Source organism: Mycobacterium sp. NS-7484, assembly GCF_001953975.1.
Lineage (GTDB): Bacteria > Actinomycetota > Actinomycetes > Mycobacteriales > Mycobacteriaceae > Mycobacterium.
On sequence record NZ_MBEJ01000077.1, the window covers coordinates 1 to 20193 of the forward strand.

Sequence of the window (20193 nt, forward strand, 5' to 3'; positions counted from 1 at the left end):
GGTCGCGCTGATCGCCGTCCTCAACGTCATCGTCCCGCAGCTCGAAGAGGTCGGGAAGATGCGTTCGGTGTCGATGAGCCCCGACGAGGCGCCGTCGATGATCGCGATGAAGCGCGTCGGCGAGGTGTTCCAGGAGTTCAAGTCCAACAGCTCGGTGATGGTCGTCCTCGAGGGCGAGCAGCCGTTGGACATCAAGGCCCACGATTACTACGACGAGATCGTCGACAAGCTCGAGGCCGACGAGAAGCACGTCGAGCATGTCCAGGATTTCTGGGGCGACCCGCTGACCGCCTCGGGCGCCCAGAGCGCCGACGGCAAGGCCTCTTACGTTCAGGTCTACACCTCAGGTAACCAGGGCGAGGCGCTGGCCAACGAATCCGTCGAGGCGGTCCAGCAGATCGTCGAGAGCGTCACGCCACCGCCCGGAGTCAAGGCGTACGTGACGGGCCCTGCGGCGTTGGCCGCCGACCAACACATCGCCGGTGACCGCAGCGTGCGGATCATCGAGGCGCTGACCTTCACGGTCATCATCATCATGCTGTTGTTGGTCTACCGGTCCATCGTCACGGTGATCCTCACCCTGGTGATGGTGGTGTTGTCACTCTCGGCGGCACGCGGCGTGATCGCGTTCCTGGGTTACTACAACATCATCGGGCTCTCCACGTTCGCCACGAACCTGTTGGTGACGCTGGCCATCGCCGCCTCGACCGACTACGCGATCTTCCTGATCGGGCGATATCAAGAGGCCCGAAGTGTCGGCGAAGACCGAGAACAGGCCTACTACACGATGTTTCACGGCACCGCGCATGTGGTGCTGGGCTCGGGCCTGACCATCGCCGGCGCCACGCTGTGCCTGCACTTCACCCGGCTGCCGTACTTCCAATCCCTGGGCATTCCGTTGGCCATCGGCATGGTCACCGCGGTGATCGCCGCACTGACCCTGGGACCCGCCATCATCACGGTGGCCAGCCGGTTCGGCAGGACGCTGGAGCCCAAACGGGCCATGCGGGTCCGTGGCTGGCGCAAAATCGGTGCGGCCGTGGTGCGTTGGCCGGCGCCGATCCTGATCGCCACCATCGCGCTGTCGCTGGTCGGCCTGTTGACGCTGCCCGGGTACCAGACCAATTACAACGACCGGAAATACCTCCCGGCCGATCTACCGGCCAACACCGGCTACGCCGCATCCGACCGGCACTTCTCCCAGGCCCGGATGAACCCCGAACTGCTGCTCATCGAGAGCGATCACGACCTGCGTAACCCAGCTGACTTCCTGGTCGTCGACCGGATCGCCAAGCGGATCTTCCAGGTGCCCGGCATATCTCGGGTCCAGGCCATCACCCGCCCGCAGGGAACGCCGATCGAGCACACCTCGATCCCGTTCCAGATCAGCATGCAGGGCACCACGCAGATGATGAACATGAAGTACATGCAGGACCGCATGAAAGACATGTTGGTCATGGCCGATCAGATGCAGACCACGGTCGACACCATGGAGCAGATGCTGGTGCTCGTCGGGGAGATGTCCGACACCACCCACAGCATGGTCGGCAAGATGCACACGATGGTCGCCGACGTGGCCGAGATGCGGGACCACATCGCGGATTTCGACGACTTCTTCCGACCGATCCGCAACTACCTGTACTGGGAACCGCACTGCTTCGACATCCCGATGTGCTGGTCGATCCGGTCGATCTTCGACACCCTCGACGGCATCGACACCATGACCGACGACATTCAGAAAATGATGCCGGACATGGATCGCCTCGACGAGCTCATGCCACAGATGCTCACGATCATGCCGCCGATGATCGCGACCATGAAGAACATGAAGAACATGATGCTGACCATGCAGGCCACCATGGGCGGTCTGCAGGATCAGATGGAAGCGATGATGGAGAACCAGACGGCCATGGGCCAGGCGTTCGACGCTTCCAAGAACGACGACTCGTTCTACCTGCCGCCGGAGACCTTCGAGAACCCGGACTTCAAGCGCGGCATGAAGATGTTCCTGTCCCCGGACGGGCACGCGGTGCGGTTCATCATCAGCCATGAAGGTGATCCGATGAGCCCCGAGGGCATCTCCCACATCGACGCGATCAAGAACGCCGCCAAGGAAGCCATCAAGGGCACGCCTCTGGAGGGTTCCAAGATCTACCTCGGCGGCACCGCGGCCACCTTCAAGGACATGCAGGAAGGCGCCAACTACGACCTGCTGATCGCCGGAATCGCCGCTCTCTGCCTGATTTTCATCATCATGCTGATCCTCACCCGCAGCGTGGTGGCGGCCGCTGTCATCGTCGGCACCGTCGTGCTGTCACTCGGCGCGTCGTTCGGATTGTCGGTGCTGATCTGGCAGCACCTGATCGGGCTGGAACTGCACTGGATGGTGATCGCAATGGCGGTCATCGTGTTGTTGGCCGTCGGTGCGGACTACAACCTGCTGCTAGTCTCCCGGTTCAAGGAGGAGATACACGCGGGTCTGAACACCGGCATCATCCGCGCCATGGGCGGCACCGGGTCGGTGGTCACCTCGGCCGGTCTGGTGTTCGCGTTCACCATGATGTCGATGGCGGTCAGCGAACTGGCGGTGATCGGCCAGGTGGGCACCACGATCGGCCTGGGTCTGCTGTTCGACACCCTGGTGATCCGCTCGTTCATGACCCCGTCCATCGCGGCTCTGTTGGGCAAGTGGTTCTGGTGGCCGCAACAGGTGCGACAACGTCCCATTCCGGCCCCGTGGCCGACCCCCGTGCAGCGCGATCCGCAGGACTCTCTGGTCTAGTCAGCCTGCTCCAGACCTGACTTGAGGTTGGCCAGCTTGAACGGCCAACTCTGCGAAATCACCTCTCGGACAATGCTGTTCGGATCGAAACCGTCGTGGATCAGGGTGAGCTTCACCTGATCGGCGACGGTTTCGATGTCGAAGGACACCTGCGACCGGCGCTCGACGGCGGCCAGGGCAATATCCTCGTCGCTCAGCTGTGAGGCATTTTGGTCCAGCTCGGGCGTGAACGCAGGGTAGGTGAACGCCACCCGCTGGTAAGGATCCGATTCCACGATCACCTGCTCGGGATCGTCGATGCGATGTCCCCCTTCGACCCAGATGTACGACGAGCCGCGCTGCCACTCGGATTCCATGGCATACCCCAGGTAGCCGCGGGAGTGGGCCGGACTGGTGATCGCCTGCCACAGCCGTTCGGGGGTGGTGCGGATGTAGGTGGTGTATTCGAAGCCGGCCGACGCGACAGCGCTTTCCAACACCACCTGGAGATCCATGGCGGTCTGCTCCCTGGCGGTGTCATAGCGGTCGATCCAGCGTTCCGCGATGGCGTTGATCGGTTCGGCGTTGAGGTAGTGCAGCTTCTCTCGGCCCTGGCGCACCGTGGTGACGAGAAGGGCCGCCTCCAGGACCGCCAGATGCTTGCTGACCGACTGGCGGGCCATCGCCAAACCACTGCACAACTCGCGCAGGCTCTGGCCGTCGCGGCCATTGAGGCTGTCGAGAAGCAACCGCCGACTCGGGTCTGCCAACGCCTTGAAGACCGTGTCCATGATCGCTCCATCGCCTGACACGCAGCCCGGTGGCTGCCCCTCGTAATTATGCAGCCCGTCGGCTGCCTGTCAACGACTCAGACGCCGCCCGGTGCACGCCATGAGCCCGATCGTCGGGATACCGCTGCCACGATCCAGCCACCGCCCAAGGCGGTCCGTATGTTGCCGAAACCATCGCGTCCAGTCTGGACGCGCAGCGAGACCACCGCACCATGCCCGGCCTGGGACCGGGGCGCAGGGCAAGAAGTGCAGGCATCCGGACCTGCAATGAAAAAGACGTAATACCAACGATATTCATGAACAACGTCGGCGCGTGACAGCTGGCGACTGCTCGCAACATAGACGCATACATCCACTGCCACAGCACTATTGGACGATTACCAGATCACATGCCAACCGTCGTAGAGGCGCTGCACCTTGGCAACCGAATTGCATGCGCGGACAGCCACACTCAATCCGTCGATGCGTGAAGCACTCCATAACCACAGCCAGTTGTAACCGGAGTCACATATTTTGCCCGGTCAAAAACGGCTCTGCTAGCGTCCGGCGCCATGTTTGCTATCGCCACGCTTATGGCGCTGGTCCAGCAGGTATCGGGCACGCCGTACATCTCCGGTGGAGACTCCCCGGCGGGCACCGACTGCTCGGGCCTGGCTTCCTGGGTCAGCAACGCGGCCACGGGCCGACCGGTCTACGGCGACCGGTTCAACACCGGAAACCAGGAGCGCGCACTCCTGGCCCGCGGCTTCAAGTACGGTACCCAGCCGGGCGCCCTCGTAATCGGGTGGAACAGCGGCCACACCGCCGTGACCCTGCCCGATGGCACACCGGTGTCCTCGGGTGAGGGCGGCCACGGGGTGCGGATCGGTGGCGGCGGCGCATACCAGCGCCAGTTCAGCCACCACATGTATCTGCCCATGCCTCAAGAGGCACCCGAGCCGCCGGCTCCGCTCGATCCGTTCGCCCCTCCTCCGCCGCCGCCGGTCGATGGACCCTCCCCGGTCGAGTTGATGGCCGCACCCGCACCGGCCGATCCGTTCGCACCTCCGCCCCCGGCCGACCCGATGGCCCCCGTCGATCCCATGGCCGCACCGGCGCCGATCGTGCTGGACGTGCCGCCGCCGCCTCCCCCGGCACCCGAGGATCCTGCCCCGGTCGCCATCTGAGAAATCACACCTGTCGGTCGATGGTGCGCCACACCCCGTCGGCTAACGTCGGCGTGTGATCGTGCTCCTACCTCCGTCGGAGACCAAACGCACCGGCGGGGACGGACCGCCGGTCCAGCTGGACCGCCTGAGCTCGCCGGAACTGACCCCGCTTCGCCGGTCATTGATCGACGAACTGATCGCGCTCGCCGCGGATCCGCCGGCCTGCCGCACGGCGCTGGGTATCTCGACCGCCCAGGATGCCGAGATCGAGCGAAACGCCGCGCTTCTGCGAGCACCCACCATGCCCGCCATCGAGCGGTATACCGGCGTGTTGTACGACGCGCTCGATGTGGGCTCGTTGCGCGGGCAGGCCGTCGCCCGCGCCCGCACGCGGTTGGCGGTCGGTTCGGCACTGTTCGGGCTGGTGCGCGCCGACGATCCAGTGCCCGCCTACCGGCTGTCGGCATCATCGAAGCTGCCCGGCCAACCCGGCCTGGCCAAACGCTGGCGGCCGCTGCTGGAGCCGGTGCTGGCCGAGTTGTCCGGTCGTGAGCTGATCGTCGACCTGCGCTCGGGCGCCTACGCCGGACTCGGCCGCATCCCGGGAGCGGTCCGCGTGCAGGTCCTCGCCGAACATCCCGACGGCCACCGCACCGTCGTCAGTCACTTCAACAAGGCCCACAAAGGTCACCTGGCCCGAGCCCTGGTCAGCTCGCGCGCCGAACCGGATAGCGCGGCCGCGGTTGCCACCGTCGCCCGCCGGGCGGGCATGAACGTCGAGCGCGACGGCGACGAATTGACCGTCCTGGTGCCGGCGGGTTGACGCAGCGCTAGATCGCCTCGAACGGCTCCCCGTCCAGCGCGGTGGAGGGGCGGCCGTCCGGACCCTTGGGCACGTCGCCCACCAACGTCACCCGGTACAACCGGCGGTCGTGCTCGCCGGTGAGATCCGACGGCGCGAGATGCACGGTCGCACGGTTGTCCCAGAACGCGATGCTGCCCGGCTCCCACTTGAACCGCACGGTGTACTCCGGGCGCACCAGTTCGTCATAGAACAGGCCGAGCAGGCGGCGGCTCTCGTGCGGGGACACGTCGACGATGTGGCTGGTGAACCCAGGATTGACGTAGAGCGCCTTCTGTCCGGTCTCCGGATGCACCCGCACCACCGGATGCTCGGTCACCAGCGGGCGCCGGTTCACCCGGCGCTGGTAGTCCTGGGTGGCGGTCGTACCGTCCGGTGGGGCGAACCGGTGCACCGCGCGCAGCCCGTCGGCCAGCCGCCGCAACGGCGCGGACAACCCGTCATAGGCCGCAACCGTGTTGGCCCACTGGGTGTCTCCCCCGTAGGGCGGGATGACCTCGGCCCGAAGTATCGACGCGGCAGGCGGATTCACCGCGGCGGTCACGTCGGCATGCCAGTTCGACTTGTCGAAGCCGCGGCTGCTGCCGTAGCGGGCCTTGAACCGGTCGGCGAAGATCGGGTAGATCGTCGGATAGTCCGGGTCCGGGATCGAGTCGAACAACGGGTGCGCCGGCGTCGGGGAACCGAAGGCCCGCGCCAGACGTAGGTGGTCATCGTGACCGATGAACTGGTTGCGGAAGAAGATCACTTTCCACTTGAGAAGCGCGGCACGGATTTCGGCCACATGTTCGTCGAGGAGTGGTGCGGTGAGGTCGATTCCGTCGATCTCGGCGCCGATCCAGCCGGACTGCGGCCGGACGGTGAGAGCGGATGCCAATTGCGTCATCTGGGTTCCCCCTGTTCGGATTCGTTACGAATTGAGTGATTTCGGTGTGACGCCGTCGAGTTGGTTCTGCGCGGTGACGATGTCGTTGTAGCGACCGTCCACATACGGCGCGACGTCGACGTGACTCTTGATCGTCCCCGTCTCGTGCAGGCCGTCGGCGACAGTTTGGAACAAGGCCGTGGAATCCGCGTCGATCGGGTAGTACGACGCGATACCGTCCTCGTCATACAGCTTCTTGCCCTGCTCGAACGTGATCCCTTGGACCTTGACGTAGTACTGGTCGATCCACTGATCGGCGTGGGTGTCCTTCCAGTTGTTGGCCGCGACCGCGCGCCCGACGTAGTCGCCGATCGCGGCCACCTTCGCCGGGTCGTCGAGGACGTCGCGGCGCACGATCAACGTCTGGATGCCGGTGTTGATGCCCTTGCCGTCACCGAGGATCGGCGGTTCCCCCAGTTGGTAGTACTGGTTGCCGAGCACGATGGCGGCATCGACCGCACCGGCTGCGAATGTCGGAACCACCTCTGCCCCAGCCAATTCCACGGGCTGCACATCGGTCTTCAAATCCAGTCCGTGACGCTTGAGCAACGCCGCGGTGATCATGTGGCGGCCGGAACCCGGCGGGTACGCCACCCGTTTGCCGCGAAGATCCTCGATCGTCTTCACACCGCTGTCCGGACGGGCCACCAGGTAATAACCGCCGCTGGTACCGGGATTGGCCTGCAGCCCGACAGTCACCAGATCGGTGACCCCGCTGTCCACCGCGATGGGTACCGGCGCCTCGCCGATCGATCCGACGTCAGCCGCCCCGGAGCGCAGCGCCTCGATGACCGCTGCACCGCCACTGAAATCGGCGAAATCAACCTCATAGGGCGTCCCCTGCCCGGCATTGGCCAGATTCCACGGCAGCGACTGCGTCCCGTTCTGCTCGGCGACGACGAGCTTGGTGCCCGGCGGCACTTCGGAGTTGGTCGCGATCTTCACCGTGTCGATGGCATCGCCGCCCTCGTCGTCAGAGAGCCCGCACGCACTGAGCAACAACGGAACGAACAGCAGCGCGACCGATCCGCGCCAGGCTCGACCACCAGATGGCATCTGACCTATTCCTTGTCTTCGGATACACCGAGTTCGGAGAGCAACAGCTTTCGCAGCGAGGCGAATTCATGAGTGTCACGGGCCCGCGGCTTCGGTACCGCGACCTCGACGTCGAGAGATATGACCCCGTCGGTCAGCACGATCACGCGGTCGGCGAGGGCGATCGCCTCGTCGACATCGTGGGTGACCAACAGGACGGCAGGTGTGTGCCTGCGGTACAGGTCCATCAGCAGTCCGTGCATCCGGATTCTGGTCAGTGCATCGAGTGCACCGAACGGCTCGTCGAGCAACAGCAGCTGAGGCTCCCGCACCAGTGCTCGAGCCAGCGCCACCCGCTGAGCTTCCCCACCGGACAGCGTGCGTGGCCACACCTTGGCCTTGCCGGCCAGGTTCACCTCCCCGAGGGCGGCCACGGCTCGTTGCCGCACAACGCCATTGGCGGGCAACCCGATCGTCACGTTGGCCAGCACCCGCTGCCACGGCAGCAACCGCGGGTCTTGAAACACGATCGCGCGTCGCTCGGGCACCCGTAGGTAGCCGTCCACGTCACTGTCGAGGGCGCCCAGGGCCCGCAGGAACGTGCTCTTGCCCGAACCGCTGCGGCCCAGCAGCGCGACGAACTCACCGGTCCGCATCTCCAGGTTCCACCCGTCGAGGATCACGTTGTCCCCGAATCGTTTCCGGATGTCGCGGGCGATGACCACCGACGACACACCGACGGCGCTCGCCAGGGAGTCACTCACCGTCATAGGCCCGCCTCCAGCTGAGCAGCCGACCTTCCAGGAAGCGGACCACCAGGATCGATATCAGACCCAGGATCGCGTAGACCGCGATGAGCACGAACACGACGTCGATCTGGAAATACTCGCGGGCGTCGGTCATCATCCGGCCCAGCCCCTTCTTGGCGTTGATCGTCTCGGCGAAGATCAACGACAACCAGGACGCCGTCAGCGCCAGACGCAGACCGACGAGGAACCCGGGCAATGACCCGGGAATGATGACGCGGTAGATCATCTCGGCGCGGCCGGCCCCGAAAGAGCGCGCTGCCTCCACGAGTGCGGCATCGACACTGCGGATCGCGCTGAAGGTGTTGATGTAGATCGCGACGGCGACCGCCAGGGTGATCAGCAGGATCTTCGGCACCTCGCTGATCCCGAACCAGACGATCAGCAACGGCACCAGCGCGAAGTTCGGGACCGCCCGCAGCACCTCCATATTGGCGTCGACGAAGTTCTCCCCGATGCGGGACAGACCGGAGATCAACGCCAGACCCAGCCCGAGCGCGACGCCGAACACCAGCCCGTATCCGACCCGCAACAGGCTGGCCGTCAGGTGTTCTTGGAACGTCCCGTCCGCGATCAGAGCCCATGCCGCCGCGAGCACCCGCGTCGGCGGCGGCACCGTGCGCTCGTCGAAAATGCCGACGGTGGACAGCAGTTGCCACAGCCCGACCAACAGCACCGGCCCCAGCAGGCGCTGGACCGACCGCGGCACCGGCGGCTTACGTTGTACCCGCCGAACTGCGGCCCGTGGATCGACCAGACCGGATTCGCCGACGCCGGCCGTGCCGCGGCCCGGCCGCGACAACACCGTGGCCATCTCAGGCGGCTCCGAAGTAATCGCCCGAAATCGATTCGGAGGCAACACCGTCAGGCCCGACCGGCACGTCACCGACCAACGTGATGCGGTGCAACACCCGGTCGCCTTCGACATGCTCGAAGTCACGCGGCGCCAGGTGCAGGGCGGCACGGTTGTCCCAGAACGCCACGCTGCCGGGCTCCCACTTGAACCGCACCGAGTATTCCGGCCGGGCGATCTCCTCGAACAGCAGATCCAGCAGGTGCCGGCTTTCGCGGGGCGAGAGATTGACGATCTCGCGGGTGAAGGACGGGTTGACGTAGAGGACCTTCTCCCCGGTCTCCGGATGTACCCGCACCACGGGGTGGATGGTGGCCAGCGGATTGCTGCGCACCAAATCGCCGATCTTCTCGGTGCTGCGCTCGGCCGACGTTGTGGAGCCGAAGCGGTGCTCGGCGCGCAGGTCGTCGAGCAAGCTCTGCACGGACGGAGAAAGCCCCGCGTAAACCGCAGCGACATTGGTGAACTGGGTGTCGCCACCGTAGTCGGGTACTCGTTCGGCCCGCAGGATCGAATGCGACGGCGGGTTGATCAGCGGTGTGACATCGGCATGCCAACCCGGACCGTTGGGACTCTGCCGCTTGCGGTACTTCGTGCCGTACCGGTGATCGTAGGCAGCGGGTGAGACCGTGTGGATCTGCGGGAATCCGACTGGGGCAGAGTCGCCCTCGTACGGATGCCCCGGCGTCACCTCACCGAACTGTGCGCCGAACGCGATCTGTGAAGCGTGGTCGAGATCCTGCCCACGGAAGAAGACCACCTTCCACCGGTGTAGTGCCGCCCGGATCGCTTCGATATGGTCGGCGGACAGCGGTGTCGACAGATCGACCCCCTCGATCAGGGCGCCGGTGAAGCCCGACAACGGCGTCACCTCGACCTGGGCGGAAACAGAAGAAGGCATGGCCACGCTCCCCTCGAAAGCGGCTGCTACAACGACTGCTCGACGCTAACCAGGTTGTCCGTGAGGCTTACCGGTTTGAATCGGCGTGACTGGAATGGCGAGCAAATTTCATTGCCGCTTTGCGGCTGTCGTCCACATCAACGGTTTCTGACGAATACCCGGGTGTCACCCACGGTGCCCGGCATCGTCGTGCACAATATGACCTCGCGTCAGCGCCCGTCGTCTGTGCCACGCCCACCACACCGCCGTTTCCGGGAGCAAGCTTGGTCACCTACCCAGTTTCCACACCGCAGCCGATGTATCCGCCCACTCGCGGCGGACGGCACCGAAAGGCGCCGCAGCGGCGTTGGCTACCGGTGGGGATCGGGGTGGCCGCAGCGGCCATGGTCAGTTCACTGCTCACCGCATTCGTCATCATCACCACATTGGCTGCCAAGCTCTCCGCCAGGGACTCGGTGTATGCCGTCGGCGCGAGAACCTATGAGGTGAAACCGAACCCGCCGGCACCACGCCGCCTGGCCGAGCCGGCGGCCGCCGCGGCTGCTGCGCCGTTCTCGTTCGACAGCTCCGGCTTCGTCGGCTCGGCGGCCCGGTGCCGGGAGAACCAGGCGGCACGCGCGATCGGACGCACCGAGGGCTCACTGGTGGTGATCTGCCTGGATCGCAGTGGCCGACTCGAGTACCACGGCGTGCGACTCTCCGACCGGGCCGCGCTCGCGGCCTCCGCCGATCTCACGCCCGGTCGCCGGTTCGTGGCGCGGAACTATCAGGTCGACTACGCGGTCTCCCCGACCGAGTTGCTCGTCACGTCGGGGAGCGCGGTGCTCAAGCGCGAGCCGATGGTCGAGTACCGAGAGATCTTGTCCGCATCCGTCGTCGTGGCGCCGCGGTAACCGGGAGCGAGACGGATGAACTCGACATCGGCATTCGAACTGGCCGACACCGATGCGATCGGGCAGGCGGCACTGGCCGCGGCCGGCGAGGTGACCGCGGTCGAACTTCTCGACGCCGCGATCACCCGGCTCGAGGCGGCTCGCGGGCTCAACGCCGTGATCCTCGACCTGTTCGACCGGGGACGATCCCAGGCCGTCGCACTCGACGAGTCCGGTGTGCTGCGCTCGGGGCAGGCCGGTCCGCTGGCCGGTGTGCCGTTTCTGCTCAAGGATCTCGGGGCCGCACTGGCCGGCACCCGCGAGGCGATGGGCTCGGTGGCCTTTCGGGACCACGTCTCGGCAGACACCGCGTGGACGGTGCAGCAGTACCTGGCTGCGGGCCTGGTGGTGTTCGGCAAGACCAATACCCCGGAATGGGGAAACCACTGCACGACCGAACCGGTGCTGTTCGGCGCCACGGCAAACCCCTGGTCGCCGGCGGTCACCCCGGGCGGATCCAGCGGCGGCTCGGCAGCGGCCGTGGCCGCCGGTGTGGTGCCGGCCGCCTCGGGCGGAGACGGCACCGGGTCCATCCGGGTGCCGGCGTCGTGCTGTGGACTGGTCGGTCTCAAGCCGCGGCGCGGCCGGTCGTCGTTCGCACCCGAGGGCGGCCACGGACTCGAGGGGCTGGTGAACAACCACGCGTTGACCCGGACGGTCCGCGACTGCGCGGCGTTGCTCGACGTCATCGCCGGCAGCGCGCCGGGTGATCCCTACACCGCCGCCACCCCGACCCGTCCGTTCCTCGAGGCCGTCGGACGGACACCACCGGCACAGCGCGTCCTGCTCGCCACCTCGTCACCGTTCCCCACCGACCGGATCGATCCCGAGGTGGTCTCCGCGGTCGAAGCCACCGGCCGGCTGCTGGAAAGCCTCGGGCACCGGGTGGAGCCCGGGGCACCGACGATCGACCCAGATGCGGTGGCCGACGCCGTCGCGGTGCTGCACGCGGTGAGCAATGCCGCCCTGCACGAGCTGGCCACGGCCCACCTGGGCCGCCGGCCGCGCGAGGACGAGTTCGAGGCGAGCAGCTGGGTGATGATGCGGGAGGGTTTCGCCACCACGGGCCTGGCCTACGCCGACGCGATCGCCGCCATCCATGCCCAGACCCGGCGGTTCGCCGCGGGTATGACCGGTCACGATGTGCTTCTGGTGCCGACCCTGCTGACCGGCCCGCCGCCCTACGGCCTACTGAATCAGCCACGGGGCACGACCAGGGCCTTTTTCGACGTCGAGTTCGCCACCACCGGCTGGACGTCGCTGGCCAACGTGACCGGTTGGGCAGCAGTTTCACTGCCGCTGGGCCGCACCCACGACGGTCTGCCGATCGGAGTCCAGCTGATGGCACCGGATGAGGCGATCCTGCTGAGCTTGGCCGGCCAACTCGAGCAGGCAGCGCCATGGGCGGCTCACATTCCGCCGCGGTGGGTGGCCGGTACCACTACGACGTAGCCGCCGATATCCTCTGAGGCGACAGCCATCTTCAAAGGAGTGGACAACCTCATGGTGAACCAGCAGCAGGCCGACAAGATGACCACGGGCAAGGGGTTCATCGCCGCACTCGACCAGAGCGGTGGCTCGACCCCCAAGGCCCTGCGGCTCTACGGGGTGGAAGAGAGTGCCTACTCCTCCGAAGACGAGATGTTCGATCTGATCCACCAGATGCGCTCGCGCATCATCACCTCGCCGGTGTTCAACGGTGACCGGGTGCTGGCCGCGATCCTGTTCGAGCAGACCATGGACCGCTCCATCGAGGGCAAGCCCACCGCCACCTACCTGTGGGAGGACAAGGGCGTCGTCCCGCTGCTGAAGATCGACAAGGGGCTGGCCGACGCCGCCGACGGCGTGCAGGTGATGAAGCCGATGCCCGGCCTGGACGAGCTGCTGGCCCGCGCCGCGAAGAACGGCATCTTCGGCACCAAGGAGCGTTCGGTCATCGGCGCGGCCAACCCCGAGGGCGTGGCCGCGGTGGTGGCTCAGCAGTTCGACGTGGCCAAGCAGGTGCTCTCCCACGGTCTGATCCCGATCATCGAGCCCGAGGTCACGATCTCGATCTCCGACAAGGCCGAAGCCGAGAACTTGCTGCGCGACGAGATCGCCAAGAATCTCGATGCATTGCCCGCCGACCAGAAGGTCATGCTCAAGCTGACCCTGCCGACTCAGGCCAACCACTACCAGTCGCTCGTCGAGCACCCGAAGGTGATGCGGGTGGTGGCACTGTCCGGCGGTTACTCGCGCGACGAGGCCAACAAGCTGCTCGCCCAGAACACCGGTGTGATCGCCAGCTTCAGCCGGGCGCTGACCGAGGGATTGTCGGCCCAGCAGAGTGACGACGAGTTCAACGCCACGCTGGACAAGTCCATCCAGTCCATCTACGACGCCTCCATCGCGGGCTAGTCGCGGACCCGGCGAGACGCAGATGGTCATCCCGATCGATCGCCCCAAGCTCGAGGGCAATGTCGCTGTCGGCGACGGCCGGCAACTCGGCTTTGCCGAGTTCGGCGATCCGCAAGGCCGGGCGGTGTTCTGGCTGCACGGCACCCCGGGGGCCCGGCGCCAGATCCCGACCGAAGCCCGGATCTACGCCGAGCGGAACCACATCCGGTTGATCGGGGTGGACCGGCCCGGCATCGGGTCCTCCACGCCGCACCAGTACGACCGCGTGCTGGATTTCGGTGACGATCTGCGCACCATCGCCGACACGTTGGGCATCGACAAGATGGCCGTCATCGGGTTGTCCGGAGGTGGGCCCTACACGCTGGCCACCGCGGCCGCCATGCCCGACCGGGTGATGGCGGCCGGGGTGCTCGGCGGGGTGGCGCCCATGGTCGGCCCCGATGCGATCAGCAGTCCGCTCATGCAACTCGGCGCGGTGGTCGCGCCGGTGCTTCAGGTCGCGGGGGCACCGATCCGGTTGGCCGCTTCCGGGCTGATCCGGTTGATCCGTCCGGTCGCCTCCCCCGCCCTGGAGATCTATGCGCGGATCTCCCCCGAGGGGGATCGACGCATGCTGGCCCGGCCGGAGTTCAAGGCGATGTTCCTCGACGACCTGCTCAACGGCAGTCGTAAGCAACTCGCCGCGCCGTTCTACGACATCGTGGTGTTCGAGCGTGACTGGGGCTTCCGGCTCGACGAGGTCAAGGTTCCGGTGCACTGGTGGCACGGCGATCACGACCACATCGTGCCGTTCTCCCACGGTCAGCACGTGGTGTCCAGGTTGCCCGACGCGGTGATGACCGAACTGCCCTACGAGAGCCACCTCGGCGGCTTGGGCTGCGCCGAGGAGATCATGGGCACGATGATCTCGACCTGGGACAAGTCGGGTACCGAGCCCGTCCGGGGTTGACCTCAGCCATTGTTGAGGGTCGAGGCTGTCGTCATGACAACCTCGATGACTGGAGGCACTTACGCCGCGGATTACAGCCACCAGGTGACTGCAGACCTATGCCTAGAGCATGCCTAATCAATGTGAATAGTGTTGCAGCCCACGGAGAGCCACCTTGCCACCGGCAACTCCAGGCACGAACTAGTCGCCACCGCCGGTGAGGGCCCGGCGCAACAGGTGCATCGCCACGGTGGTGGCCCGCTCGCGGATGTCGGAACGATTGCCCGGGAGCCGGATCGTGCGCGTGATCGACGTCGATCCGGCCCGAACAGAGAAACACACGGTGCCCACCGGCTTATCCGGGCCACCGCCGCCCGGCCCGGCAACACCACTGATGGCCACCGCGGTATCGGCACCGAAATGGTGCAAGGCGCCGGTCACCATCGACTCGACCACCGGTTCGGACACCGCGCCGTACTCGGTGATCAGACCCGGATCCACGTTCAGCATTTCGGCTTTCGCCTCGTTCGCATAGGCGACGACGCCGCCGACGAAGTAATCCGAGCACCCTGGCATGTCGGCCAGCCGGGCCGCCAGCAGGCCGGCAGTGCAGGACTCCGCCGTGGCGATGCGATGTCCGGCCAGCAGGGCGGCGACCTGCTCGTCGACCGTCGACCCGTCCTCGGAGTACAGCGCGGCGCCGTGACGGTCGCGCAGCAGCGCCAGCAGGTCCTGATAGGTGCCGGCGGCACGGGGCTCGTAGCGGGTGACGATCTCCAGTTCACCGCGGCGCAGGCACGTCGTGATCTCCAGCGCATCGAAATCCAGGATCGTCGATTCCGCGTCACGCAAGGTCTCGGCCAAACCGGATTCGGCCAGGCCGAACATCCGCACCATTTCCTGGGTGTAGCTGGTTCGACCCGAAATTGCCTGTTGCACAGCATCGGTCGCGAGAGCGGTGTGCCACATGGGCTGCAGTTCACGCGGCGGCCCGGGCAGCACCACCACGGTCGGCGGGCCCGCCACGACCACACCGGGGGCCGTGCCGACCGGTTCGAGTACCTCGGCACCGAGCGGCACCAGCGCCTGCTTGCGGTTGGCGGCGCGGACCGCGTCGAAATCCACACCCGGACGCTCGCCCATCAGCTTGCGCAGGATTGCGGCGATCCGTTGCTCCAGCGCCTCGTCGAGCACCAGCTCGCGGCCGCAGAACTCGGCGACCGTCGCCACGGTGAGATCGTCGGCGGTCGGGCCCAGCCCGCCGCTCGTCACGATTAGGTCCACGCCCTCCGAGGCCAGGAACTGCAGTTGCGCGGCGATGTCACCGGGGCGGTCTCCGCAGATGGTGATGTGTGCGAGTTCCACCCCGAGCTCGAGCAGCCGATCGGCCAACCACGGCCCGTTGCGGTCCTGAACCCGGCCCGTGAGTACTTCTGTCCCGGTTACGACGATGCCTGCGCGTGCGCTCACCCCGTGAACCTTACGCAGCGCGCTCACCGAGTGGCTCAGAAGCTGTAGCCCAATTCGGCCGGAACCTCGCTCGCGAAGGCGGCGCCGAGCCGTCGCACCAGTTGTGGATCGTTGCAGCGCAACCGGTTTGCGGCAGCGAACGCTTCCGGGCGATGGCTGCCGAGATAGAGGCTGCCGAGCACGTCGAGGTCGATTTCGATGTCCGCGGCAGCGTCGACGGGCGTACACCGGGCCCGGCCGCCGCGGATCTCAAGCGCGAATCGTCCACCGTCACCGCGGAAACCGTCGGTGACCGCCAGCACGACATCGAGATCGGCCTGATACCGGCGAACCTCGAGTGCCGCCGCGATGTCCATGATGCGGATCCACAGATCGTCACTGCTCGAGGTCACCCGAACCAGCCTCGGATTGGTCAGCAGATAGGGCAGCACGTCGCCCGGATGCGTCCAGACCGAGACCGTCTCCATGAGGTCCATGCCCAGCAGCGCCCGCCACAGGGCGATGTAGGCATCAGGCGTCACCGCGGTCACTTCGCGGACCCGGATCGACCGGGTCTCCCCGCCGTGTACCCGGTAGAGCGCATAGCCGTCCCGATGCAGGAATGCGAACAGTTCCGACCCGCCGTCGCGGGTGTTCTCCCGGTCGGCGAGGACGTCGTCCCACAACGGCATCGGGCACACCAGCCCGCCCGGCGTCTGCTGCCGCCAGCGGTCGTAGATCTCGGCGAGTGAGTCCCGCTGCTCGGCAGGGTTGACCAGCCGCACCCCGCCCGGGTCGGGTACGCCGGCGCGGAACTCGGCGAACCGGCGATCGATCGACATCTGGTGGACGGTGGTGGCCGGACCGTAGCCGAACCGGCCGTAGATCCCGCCCTCGCTGGCGGTGAGCGCGGCAATCGGGTACCGGGCATCGGCGATCCGCTGGTGCAACTCGGTGTACATCGCGCGCAGGATTCCGCGGCGGCGATGGGTGGGGGCGACTGCCACGTAGCTCAGACCTGCCGTCGGCACCACCGCCCCTCCGGGGACGGTGAGCTCCAGATCGAGGTAAATCGACTGCCCGACGATATCGGCGGGCCGGTGCCCGTCGGGGCCGGCGGCGCGCATCACCACGGCGCCCTCGGCGGCCACCATCTGCCGCCAGACCGCCATCGACTCCGGATGGGCGTTTTCGCCGAACGCGGTGTTGCCGAGCAGAGCCATGGCCGGCCAGTCGGCGTCGGTGACGCTGTGCAGGGTCAGATGATCGTCAGGCACAGAACCCGACAGTGCCACACCGTGATCCGGGGGCGCGACTGATTTTCCCCGTGGCGGGATGGCCGCGCGACGTGTCAGCGCTTGAGCCAGCTGTTCAGCGTGGCCACCTCGCGGGTGTAGGTGGTCATGATGTCGTCCTGGTACAGCGTGGCACCGCTGATCGCGTCCGAGCCCTGCCACACCACCCTGATCCGGTTCGCACCGCGCTGGTAGACATCGACCCGGTCGACGTCTCGGTGCAGCCATCCGGTGCTCTCGGCGAGCCGGCCGACCTCATGGCGCTCATCGGTTGTGGTCATGCGCCGATCCTATCGCCGCACCCGCTGGTCGATCGGAACCACCGTGGGTGCACTGTTGTAACCGCTGACCCGTACCCAGTTCGCCGCGGGCGCCGATCCGCTCACCCGGCCGGTCAGCTCGACCGTCTCCCCCGGATAGACCGTGACGTAGTTGTCGGAATATTCGATCGGCAGGATCTCGTCCCCGTCATGGGTCGTGGTGATCTCGGCTCGCTCGAAGAACGCGATCTGGCGCCCGGGATTGTGCAGGCGGATCCGCACGCCGGCGTTCGCGTCGGGTCCGGAGCCGGCGCTCTCGTCGCGCTGCGCGGACACCTCCAGCCGGGCCCGGGCCATGGTGTTGAGTGCGGTCAGGTCGGCCCAGCTGCTCTGCACCAGATCGAACGCCTGATCGTTGACCGGTGGGCCGACGTCGTCGAGCTGCTGCGACTGCCAGTAGGTGTTGTCGGCGACGACCGCACCGGTCTCGTCGAGCAGCTCACAGCGAACGAAGACCACAGGTGAATCGGGGGCCGGCCGCGGCAGCACCACGGCGGGCACGGCGCCGTTCGACGGCACGGCCGGCATCGCGGCGGTGCGGTCGTCGCGAACCCGTCCGGTCAGGTCGTAGGTGCGTACCCGCACCCGCAGGCCTGTCCGGTCCTGAGGTGACTGGTTCACCACGGTCACGTTGGCGGTGTCGTGGTCGCCGGTGGCGTAGGCGTCGAACACCACCGACAGCGGACGCAAGCCCTTCTTGGCCCCGTAATACGCGCCGCCCGGCCGCAGGTAGTAGTCGAAGATATGACCGAAAAACGACGGCCAGTGACTGTTGAGCATCCAGTAGATGGTCATCTTGTGGTTGTCCCACCCGCCGGCGGCGAACGCCTCGAACTGCGCCCGGGTCGACTCGTAGTGCGCCAATTGCGCCTTGCGGGCGAATTCCTCTGCGCTGCGCGAGGATCCGTACCGTTGGACCACCGCGGTGCGGATACTCTCCAGCGCGGCGTTGCTCGGGTTGGCCCCGGCGTGGAAGTACCAGGCCTCGTTGATCGGCCAGAGCTTGTCGGGCGGGATGAACTTCTGCAGGCTGGCGAACGGCGGGATGTGCTCGTTGTCGCCCTGTTCGGCGTTGGAACCCCGGGTGGCCTGATAACGGCCGCTGAACCAGTAGCTCGGCGGACGCCAGGTATACGGGCCGGCCATGTGGATGCCGTCCCAATCGGGTTCGCCGTCGGCGCCGCGGGCCAGTGACGACACGGTGTCGACGACGGTGTTGGGCCAGTGCAGGTCGCGCAGGATGCCGTGGTAGCCGGCGAGCACCGGCTCCGGCGGCTTGCCGTCACTGCCGTTGGCCCACAAGAAGGCCGAGGCGTGTCCGCGCAGCGATAGGATCTGGCTGCGCATGCTCTCGTCGGCGACCCGGCGATCCTCATCGTCCCACTGCCACCACTTCTCCCACTGGTTGCAGCACATCCACCCGTACATCAGCGGGATGCCGAGTTCGTCGGCCCGCTCGATGATGTTGTCGCCGGGGAACTTTCCCTCCAGACGCAGCATGTTGAGTCCCAGGTCGCGGACGTAGCCGAGGATGGCGTCCTCCCGCGGCGGGTCGTACTGGAACAACAGGTCGGGCGTGTATGCCGCGCCCCGGACCAGGAAGTCGCGGCCGTTGACGGTCAGGTAGAAGTTGCCGCCACGCCCCAGGTCGGGGAACTGCTCGTCGTTGTCGCGATGCTGCGCCACGGTGCGGATACCGAACCGCGAATCCAGTGTGTCGGTGGGCCTGCCGTACCGCAGGAACTCCAGCCGTAGGTCGTACAGGTCGGGACTGCCCATGGTGTAGGGCCACCACAGATCGGGGTCGTTCACCCGCAATGCGTCGAAAGTGTCCGGGTCGAACCGGATTTCCCGCTTCTCCCCCGGCGCCAGGTTGACCGCCTGATCCACCGAGATGGTCGGTTTTCCCGGCCGGCTGATCCGGGCCCGCACCACACCTCGCATCGGCACGTCGGCAGTGTTGCGGAGGTCGGAATAGACGGTCAGGCGGGCGGAGTCGGTGGCCGGCAACGGCAGCTCGGTGGTGACCAGCGGATCGCTGAGCACAACCTGGCCCGAGTAACTGAGGTAGACGGGTTTGAAGATGCCCGCATTGCGGTCGGCCACATAGGAATTGCCGCGCAGCGGGTTCTTGTCCGGACCCTGATAGCCGATGCGGTTCCAGTTGATCCAGTCCCACCAGCTGTCGGCCAACTCGACGCCGTCGATGTCCTGCAACGACTGTTCGGGGGTCACCCTGACGGCCAGCGTGTTGGCCCCGCCGGGGTTGATCCACGGGGTCGCGTCGATCTCGTGGATCGTGTGCATGCCGACGACGAGCGAGTTGCCGGCGATCAACTTTCCGTTGAGCCACACCTCGGCGCGGTAGTTGATCCCGGGAAAATCGAGCCGATAGCTGGAGCTGCCTGCCGGGGCGCTGAAAGTCGTGCGGTACCACCAGTCCTGGCGGAACAGGTCGTCGGGTACCTCGGCTAGGTTGTCGCCGACGTACAGGTCCGGATAGGTGCCGTCATCCTGCAGTGCCGCCAGCACGGTCGACGGCATGCGTTTGACCTCGTGCCAGTCACCGTCGACCTCGCCGGGCGAGGACAACGTCGCGCCGTCGGCGCGCACGGTGCGCGCCGACGCGAGCTGCCAGCCCTGTGCGATCTCGATGCGCCCCGACGGCGGCTCCGGCTTGGCGAACGGCGGGAAATCGGCGGCGCACAGCGAGCCGACCAGCAGTGCGACGAGAAGAAGGCCCGCCAGACCCGCCAAGGTCAGGCCGGCGCGACGGTTCCGGGCGGAAAT

The 20193-nt window shown here is 66.6% G+C and carries 17 protein-coding genes; 7 read left to right on the forward strand and 10 right to left on the reverse strand.

Going from position 1 to position 20193, the window contains the following annotated elements; all coding sequences use genetic code 11:
* A partial coding sequence (locus A5733_RS13355; protein ID WP_076240455.1) for an RND family transporter occupies window positions 1–2782 on the forward strand: 2782 nt, incomplete at its 5' end.
* On the opposite strand, the gene A5733_RS13360 is transcribed toward A5733_RS13355, so the two are convergent.
* On the reverse strand, window positions 2779–3552 hold the full coding sequence (locus A5733_RS13360) for an SRPBCC domain-containing protein (protein ID WP_076240456.1): 774 nt from the start codon (window positions 3550–3552) through the stop codon (window positions 2779–2781). The genes A5733_RS13355 and A5733_RS13360 overlap by 4 nt on opposite strands.
* Before the next feature lie 551 nt (window positions 3553–4103).
* Between A5733_RS13360 and A5733_RS13365 the strand changes: the two genes are divergently transcribed.
* Together A5733_RS13365 and yaaA are read left to right on the forward strand one after the other, a co-directional pair.
* A complete protein-coding gene (locus tag A5733_RS13365; RefSeq protein WP_076240457.1) occupies window positions 4104–4718 on the forward strand; it encodes a glycoside hydrolase in 615 nt (204 codons plus the stop codon).
* 55 nt (window positions 4719–4773) lie between these two features.
* Window positions 4774–5523: a peroxide stress protein YaaA gene (yaaA, locus tag A5733_RS13370; protein WP_076240458.1), complete on the forward strand. Its 750-nt coding sequence runs from the start codon at window positions 4774–4776 to the stop codon at window positions 5521–5523.
* Window positions 5524–5530: 7 nt separating this feature from the next.
* Here the strand turns inward: yaaA and A5733_RS13375 are convergent, their stop codons facing one another.
* From A5733_RS13375 to A5733_RS13395, 5 genes are read right to left on the reverse strand one after another with little or no spacing between them, the layout of a single operon-like run.
* Window positions 5531–6448 carry a TauD/TfdA family dioxygenase gene (locus A5733_RS13375; protein ID WP_076240459.1) on the reverse strand — a complete coding sequence of 306 codons (918 nt, stop codon included), beginning with the start codon at window positions 6446–6448 and terminating at the stop codon, window positions 5531–5533.
* Between the two features lie 24 nt (window positions 6449–6472).
* A complete protein-coding gene (locus A5733_RS13380) occupies window positions 6473–7543 on the reverse strand; it encodes a PhnD/SsuA/transferrin family substrate-binding protein (protein ID WP_076240460.1) in 1071 nt (356 codons plus the stop codon).
* A gap of 5 nt (window positions 7544–7548) precedes the next feature.
* Window positions 7549–8292 carry an ABC transporter ATP-binding protein gene (locus tag A5733_RS13385; RefSeq protein WP_076240461.1) on the reverse strand — a complete coding sequence of 248 codons (744 nt, stop codon included), beginning with the start codon at window positions 8290–8292 and terminating at the stop codon, window positions 7549–7551.
* Window positions 8279–9142: an ABC transporter permease gene (locus A5733_RS13390; RefSeq protein ID WP_067768820.1), complete on the reverse strand. Its 864-nt coding sequence runs from the start codon at window positions 9140–9142 to the stop codon at window positions 8279–8281. The genes A5733_RS13385 and A5733_RS13390 overlap by 14 nt, the downstream gene beginning before the upstream one ends.
* A 1-nt stretch (window position 9143) precedes the next feature.
* Window positions 9144–10082: a TauD/TfdA family dioxygenase gene (locus tag A5733_RS13395; RefSeq protein WP_076240462.1), complete on the reverse strand. Its 939-nt coding sequence runs from the start codon at window positions 10080–10082 to the stop codon at window positions 9144–9146.
* 296 nt (window positions 10083–10378) lie between these two features.
* Between A5733_RS13395 and A5733_RS13400 the strand changes: the two genes are divergently transcribed.
* Genes A5733_RS13400 through A5733_RS13415 form a run of 4 tightly spaced genes read left to right on the forward strand, consistent with a single transcriptional unit; the run spans window position 10379 to window position 14360 of the window.
* Window positions 10379–10975 carry a hypothetical protein gene (locus tag A5733_RS13400; RefSeq protein WP_233152682.1) on the forward strand — a complete coding sequence of 199 codons (597 nt, stop codon included), beginning with the start codon at window positions 10379–10381 and terminating at the stop codon, window positions 10973–10975.
* Between the two features lie 15 nt (window positions 10976–10990).
* On the forward strand, window positions 10991–12466 hold the full coding sequence (locus A5733_RS13405) for an amidase (protein ID WP_076240463.1): 1476 nt from the start codon (window positions 10991–10993) through the stop codon (window positions 12464–12466).
* A gap of 51 nt (window positions 12467–12517) precedes the next feature.
* A complete protein-coding gene (locus A5733_RS13410; protein WP_076240505.1) occupies window positions 12518–13411 on the forward strand; it encodes a fructose bisphosphate aldolase in 894 nt (297 codons plus the stop codon).
* 22 nt (window positions 13412–13433) lie between these two features.
* Window positions 13434–14360: an alpha/beta fold hydrolase gene (locus A5733_RS13415; protein WP_076240464.1), complete on the forward strand. Its 927-nt coding sequence runs from the start codon at window positions 13434–13436 to the stop codon at window positions 14358–14360.
* A 180-nt stretch (window positions 14361–14540) separates the two neighbouring features.
* On the opposite strand, the gene A5733_RS13420 is transcribed toward A5733_RS13415, so the two are convergent.
* The 4 genes from A5733_RS13420 to A5733_RS13435 all read right to left on the reverse strand — a co-directional run bounded on the left by A5733_RS13420 (window position 14541) and on the right by A5733_RS13435 (window position 20160).
* Window positions 14541–15809 carry a competence/damage-inducible protein A gene (locus tag A5733_RS13420; RefSeq protein WP_076240506.1) on the reverse strand — a complete coding sequence of 423 codons (1269 nt, stop codon included), beginning with the start codon at window positions 15807–15809 and terminating at the stop codon, window positions 14541–14543.
* 35 nt (window positions 15810–15844) lie between these two features.
* Window positions 15845–17065, reverse strand: a complete 1221-nt coding sequence (locus A5733_RS13425; RefSeq protein WP_255376487.1) for an enhanced intracellular survival protein Eis — start codon at window positions 17063–17065, stop codon at window positions 15845–15847.
* Between the two features lie 74 nt (window positions 17066–17139).
* Window positions 17140–17364 (reverse strand): hypothetical protein, encoded by a 225-nt coding sequence (locus A5733_RS13430; RefSeq protein ID WP_067768810.1) that lies wholly within the window; start codon window positions 17362–17364, stop codon window positions 17140–17142.
* A gap of 9 nt (window positions 17365–17373) precedes the next feature.
* Window positions 17374–20160 (reverse strand): glycoside hydrolase, encoded by a 2787-nt coding sequence (locus A5733_RS13435; RefSeq protein ID WP_369830936.1) that lies wholly within the window; start codon window positions 20158–20160, stop codon window positions 17374–17376.
* Window positions 20161–20193 lie beyond the last annotated feature (33 nt).

What these genes read in the sequence shown, in the direction of transcription:
- A5733_RS13410 (WP_076240505.1), top strand. Translation starts at nt 12,518, where the DNA reads ATGGTGAACCAGCAGCAGGCCGACAAGATGACCACGGGCAAGGGGTTC.
- A5733_RS13360 (WP_076240456.1), bottom strand. Translation starts at nt 3,552, where the DNA reads ATGGACACGGTCTTCAAGGCGTTGGCAGACCCGAGTCGGCGGTTGCTT.
- A5733_RS13430 (WP_067768810.1), bottom strand. Translation starts at nt 17,364, where the DNA reads ATGACCACAACCGATGAGCGCCATGAGGTCGGCCGGCTCGCCGAGAGC.
- A5733_RS13375 (WP_076240459.1), bottom strand. Translation starts at nt 6,448, where the DNA reads ATGACGCAATTGGCATCCGCTCTCACCGTCCGGCCGCAGTCCGGCTGG.
- A5733_RS13415 (WP_076240464.1), top strand. Translation starts at nt 13,434, where the DNA reads ATGGTCATCCCGATCGATCGCCCCAAGCTCGAGGGCAATGTCGCTGTC.
- A5733_RS13405 (WP_076240463.1), top strand. Translation starts at nt 10,991, where the DNA reads ATGAACTCGACATCGGCATTCGAACTGGCCGACACCGATGCGATCGGG.
- A5733_RS13390 (WP_067768820.1), bottom strand. Translation starts at nt 9,142, where the DNA reads ATGGCCACGGTGTTGTCGCGGCCGGGCCGCGGCACGGCCGGCGTCGGC.
- A5733_RS13400 (WP_233152682.1), top strand. Translation starts at nt 10,379, where the DNA reads ATGTATCCGCCCACTCGCGGCGGACGGCACCGAAAGGCGCCGCAGCGG.
- A5733_RS13365 (WP_076240457.1), top strand. Translation starts at nt 4,104, where the DNA reads ATGTTTGCTATCGCCACGCTTATGGCGCTGGTCCAGCAGGTATCGGGC.
- A5733_RS13395 (WP_076240462.1), bottom strand. Translation starts at nt 10,082, where the DNA reads ATGCCTTCTTCTGTTTCCGCCCAGGTCGAGGTGACGCCGTTGTCGGGC.
- A5733_RS13385 (WP_076240461.1), bottom strand. Translation starts at nt 8,292, where the DNA reads ATGACGGTGAGTGACTCCCTGGCGAGCGCCGTCGGTGTGTCGTCGGTG.
- A5733_RS13380 (WP_076240460.1), bottom strand. Translation starts at nt 7,543, where the DNA reads ATGCCATCTGGTGGTCGAGCCTGGCGCGGATCGGTCGCGCTGCTGTTC.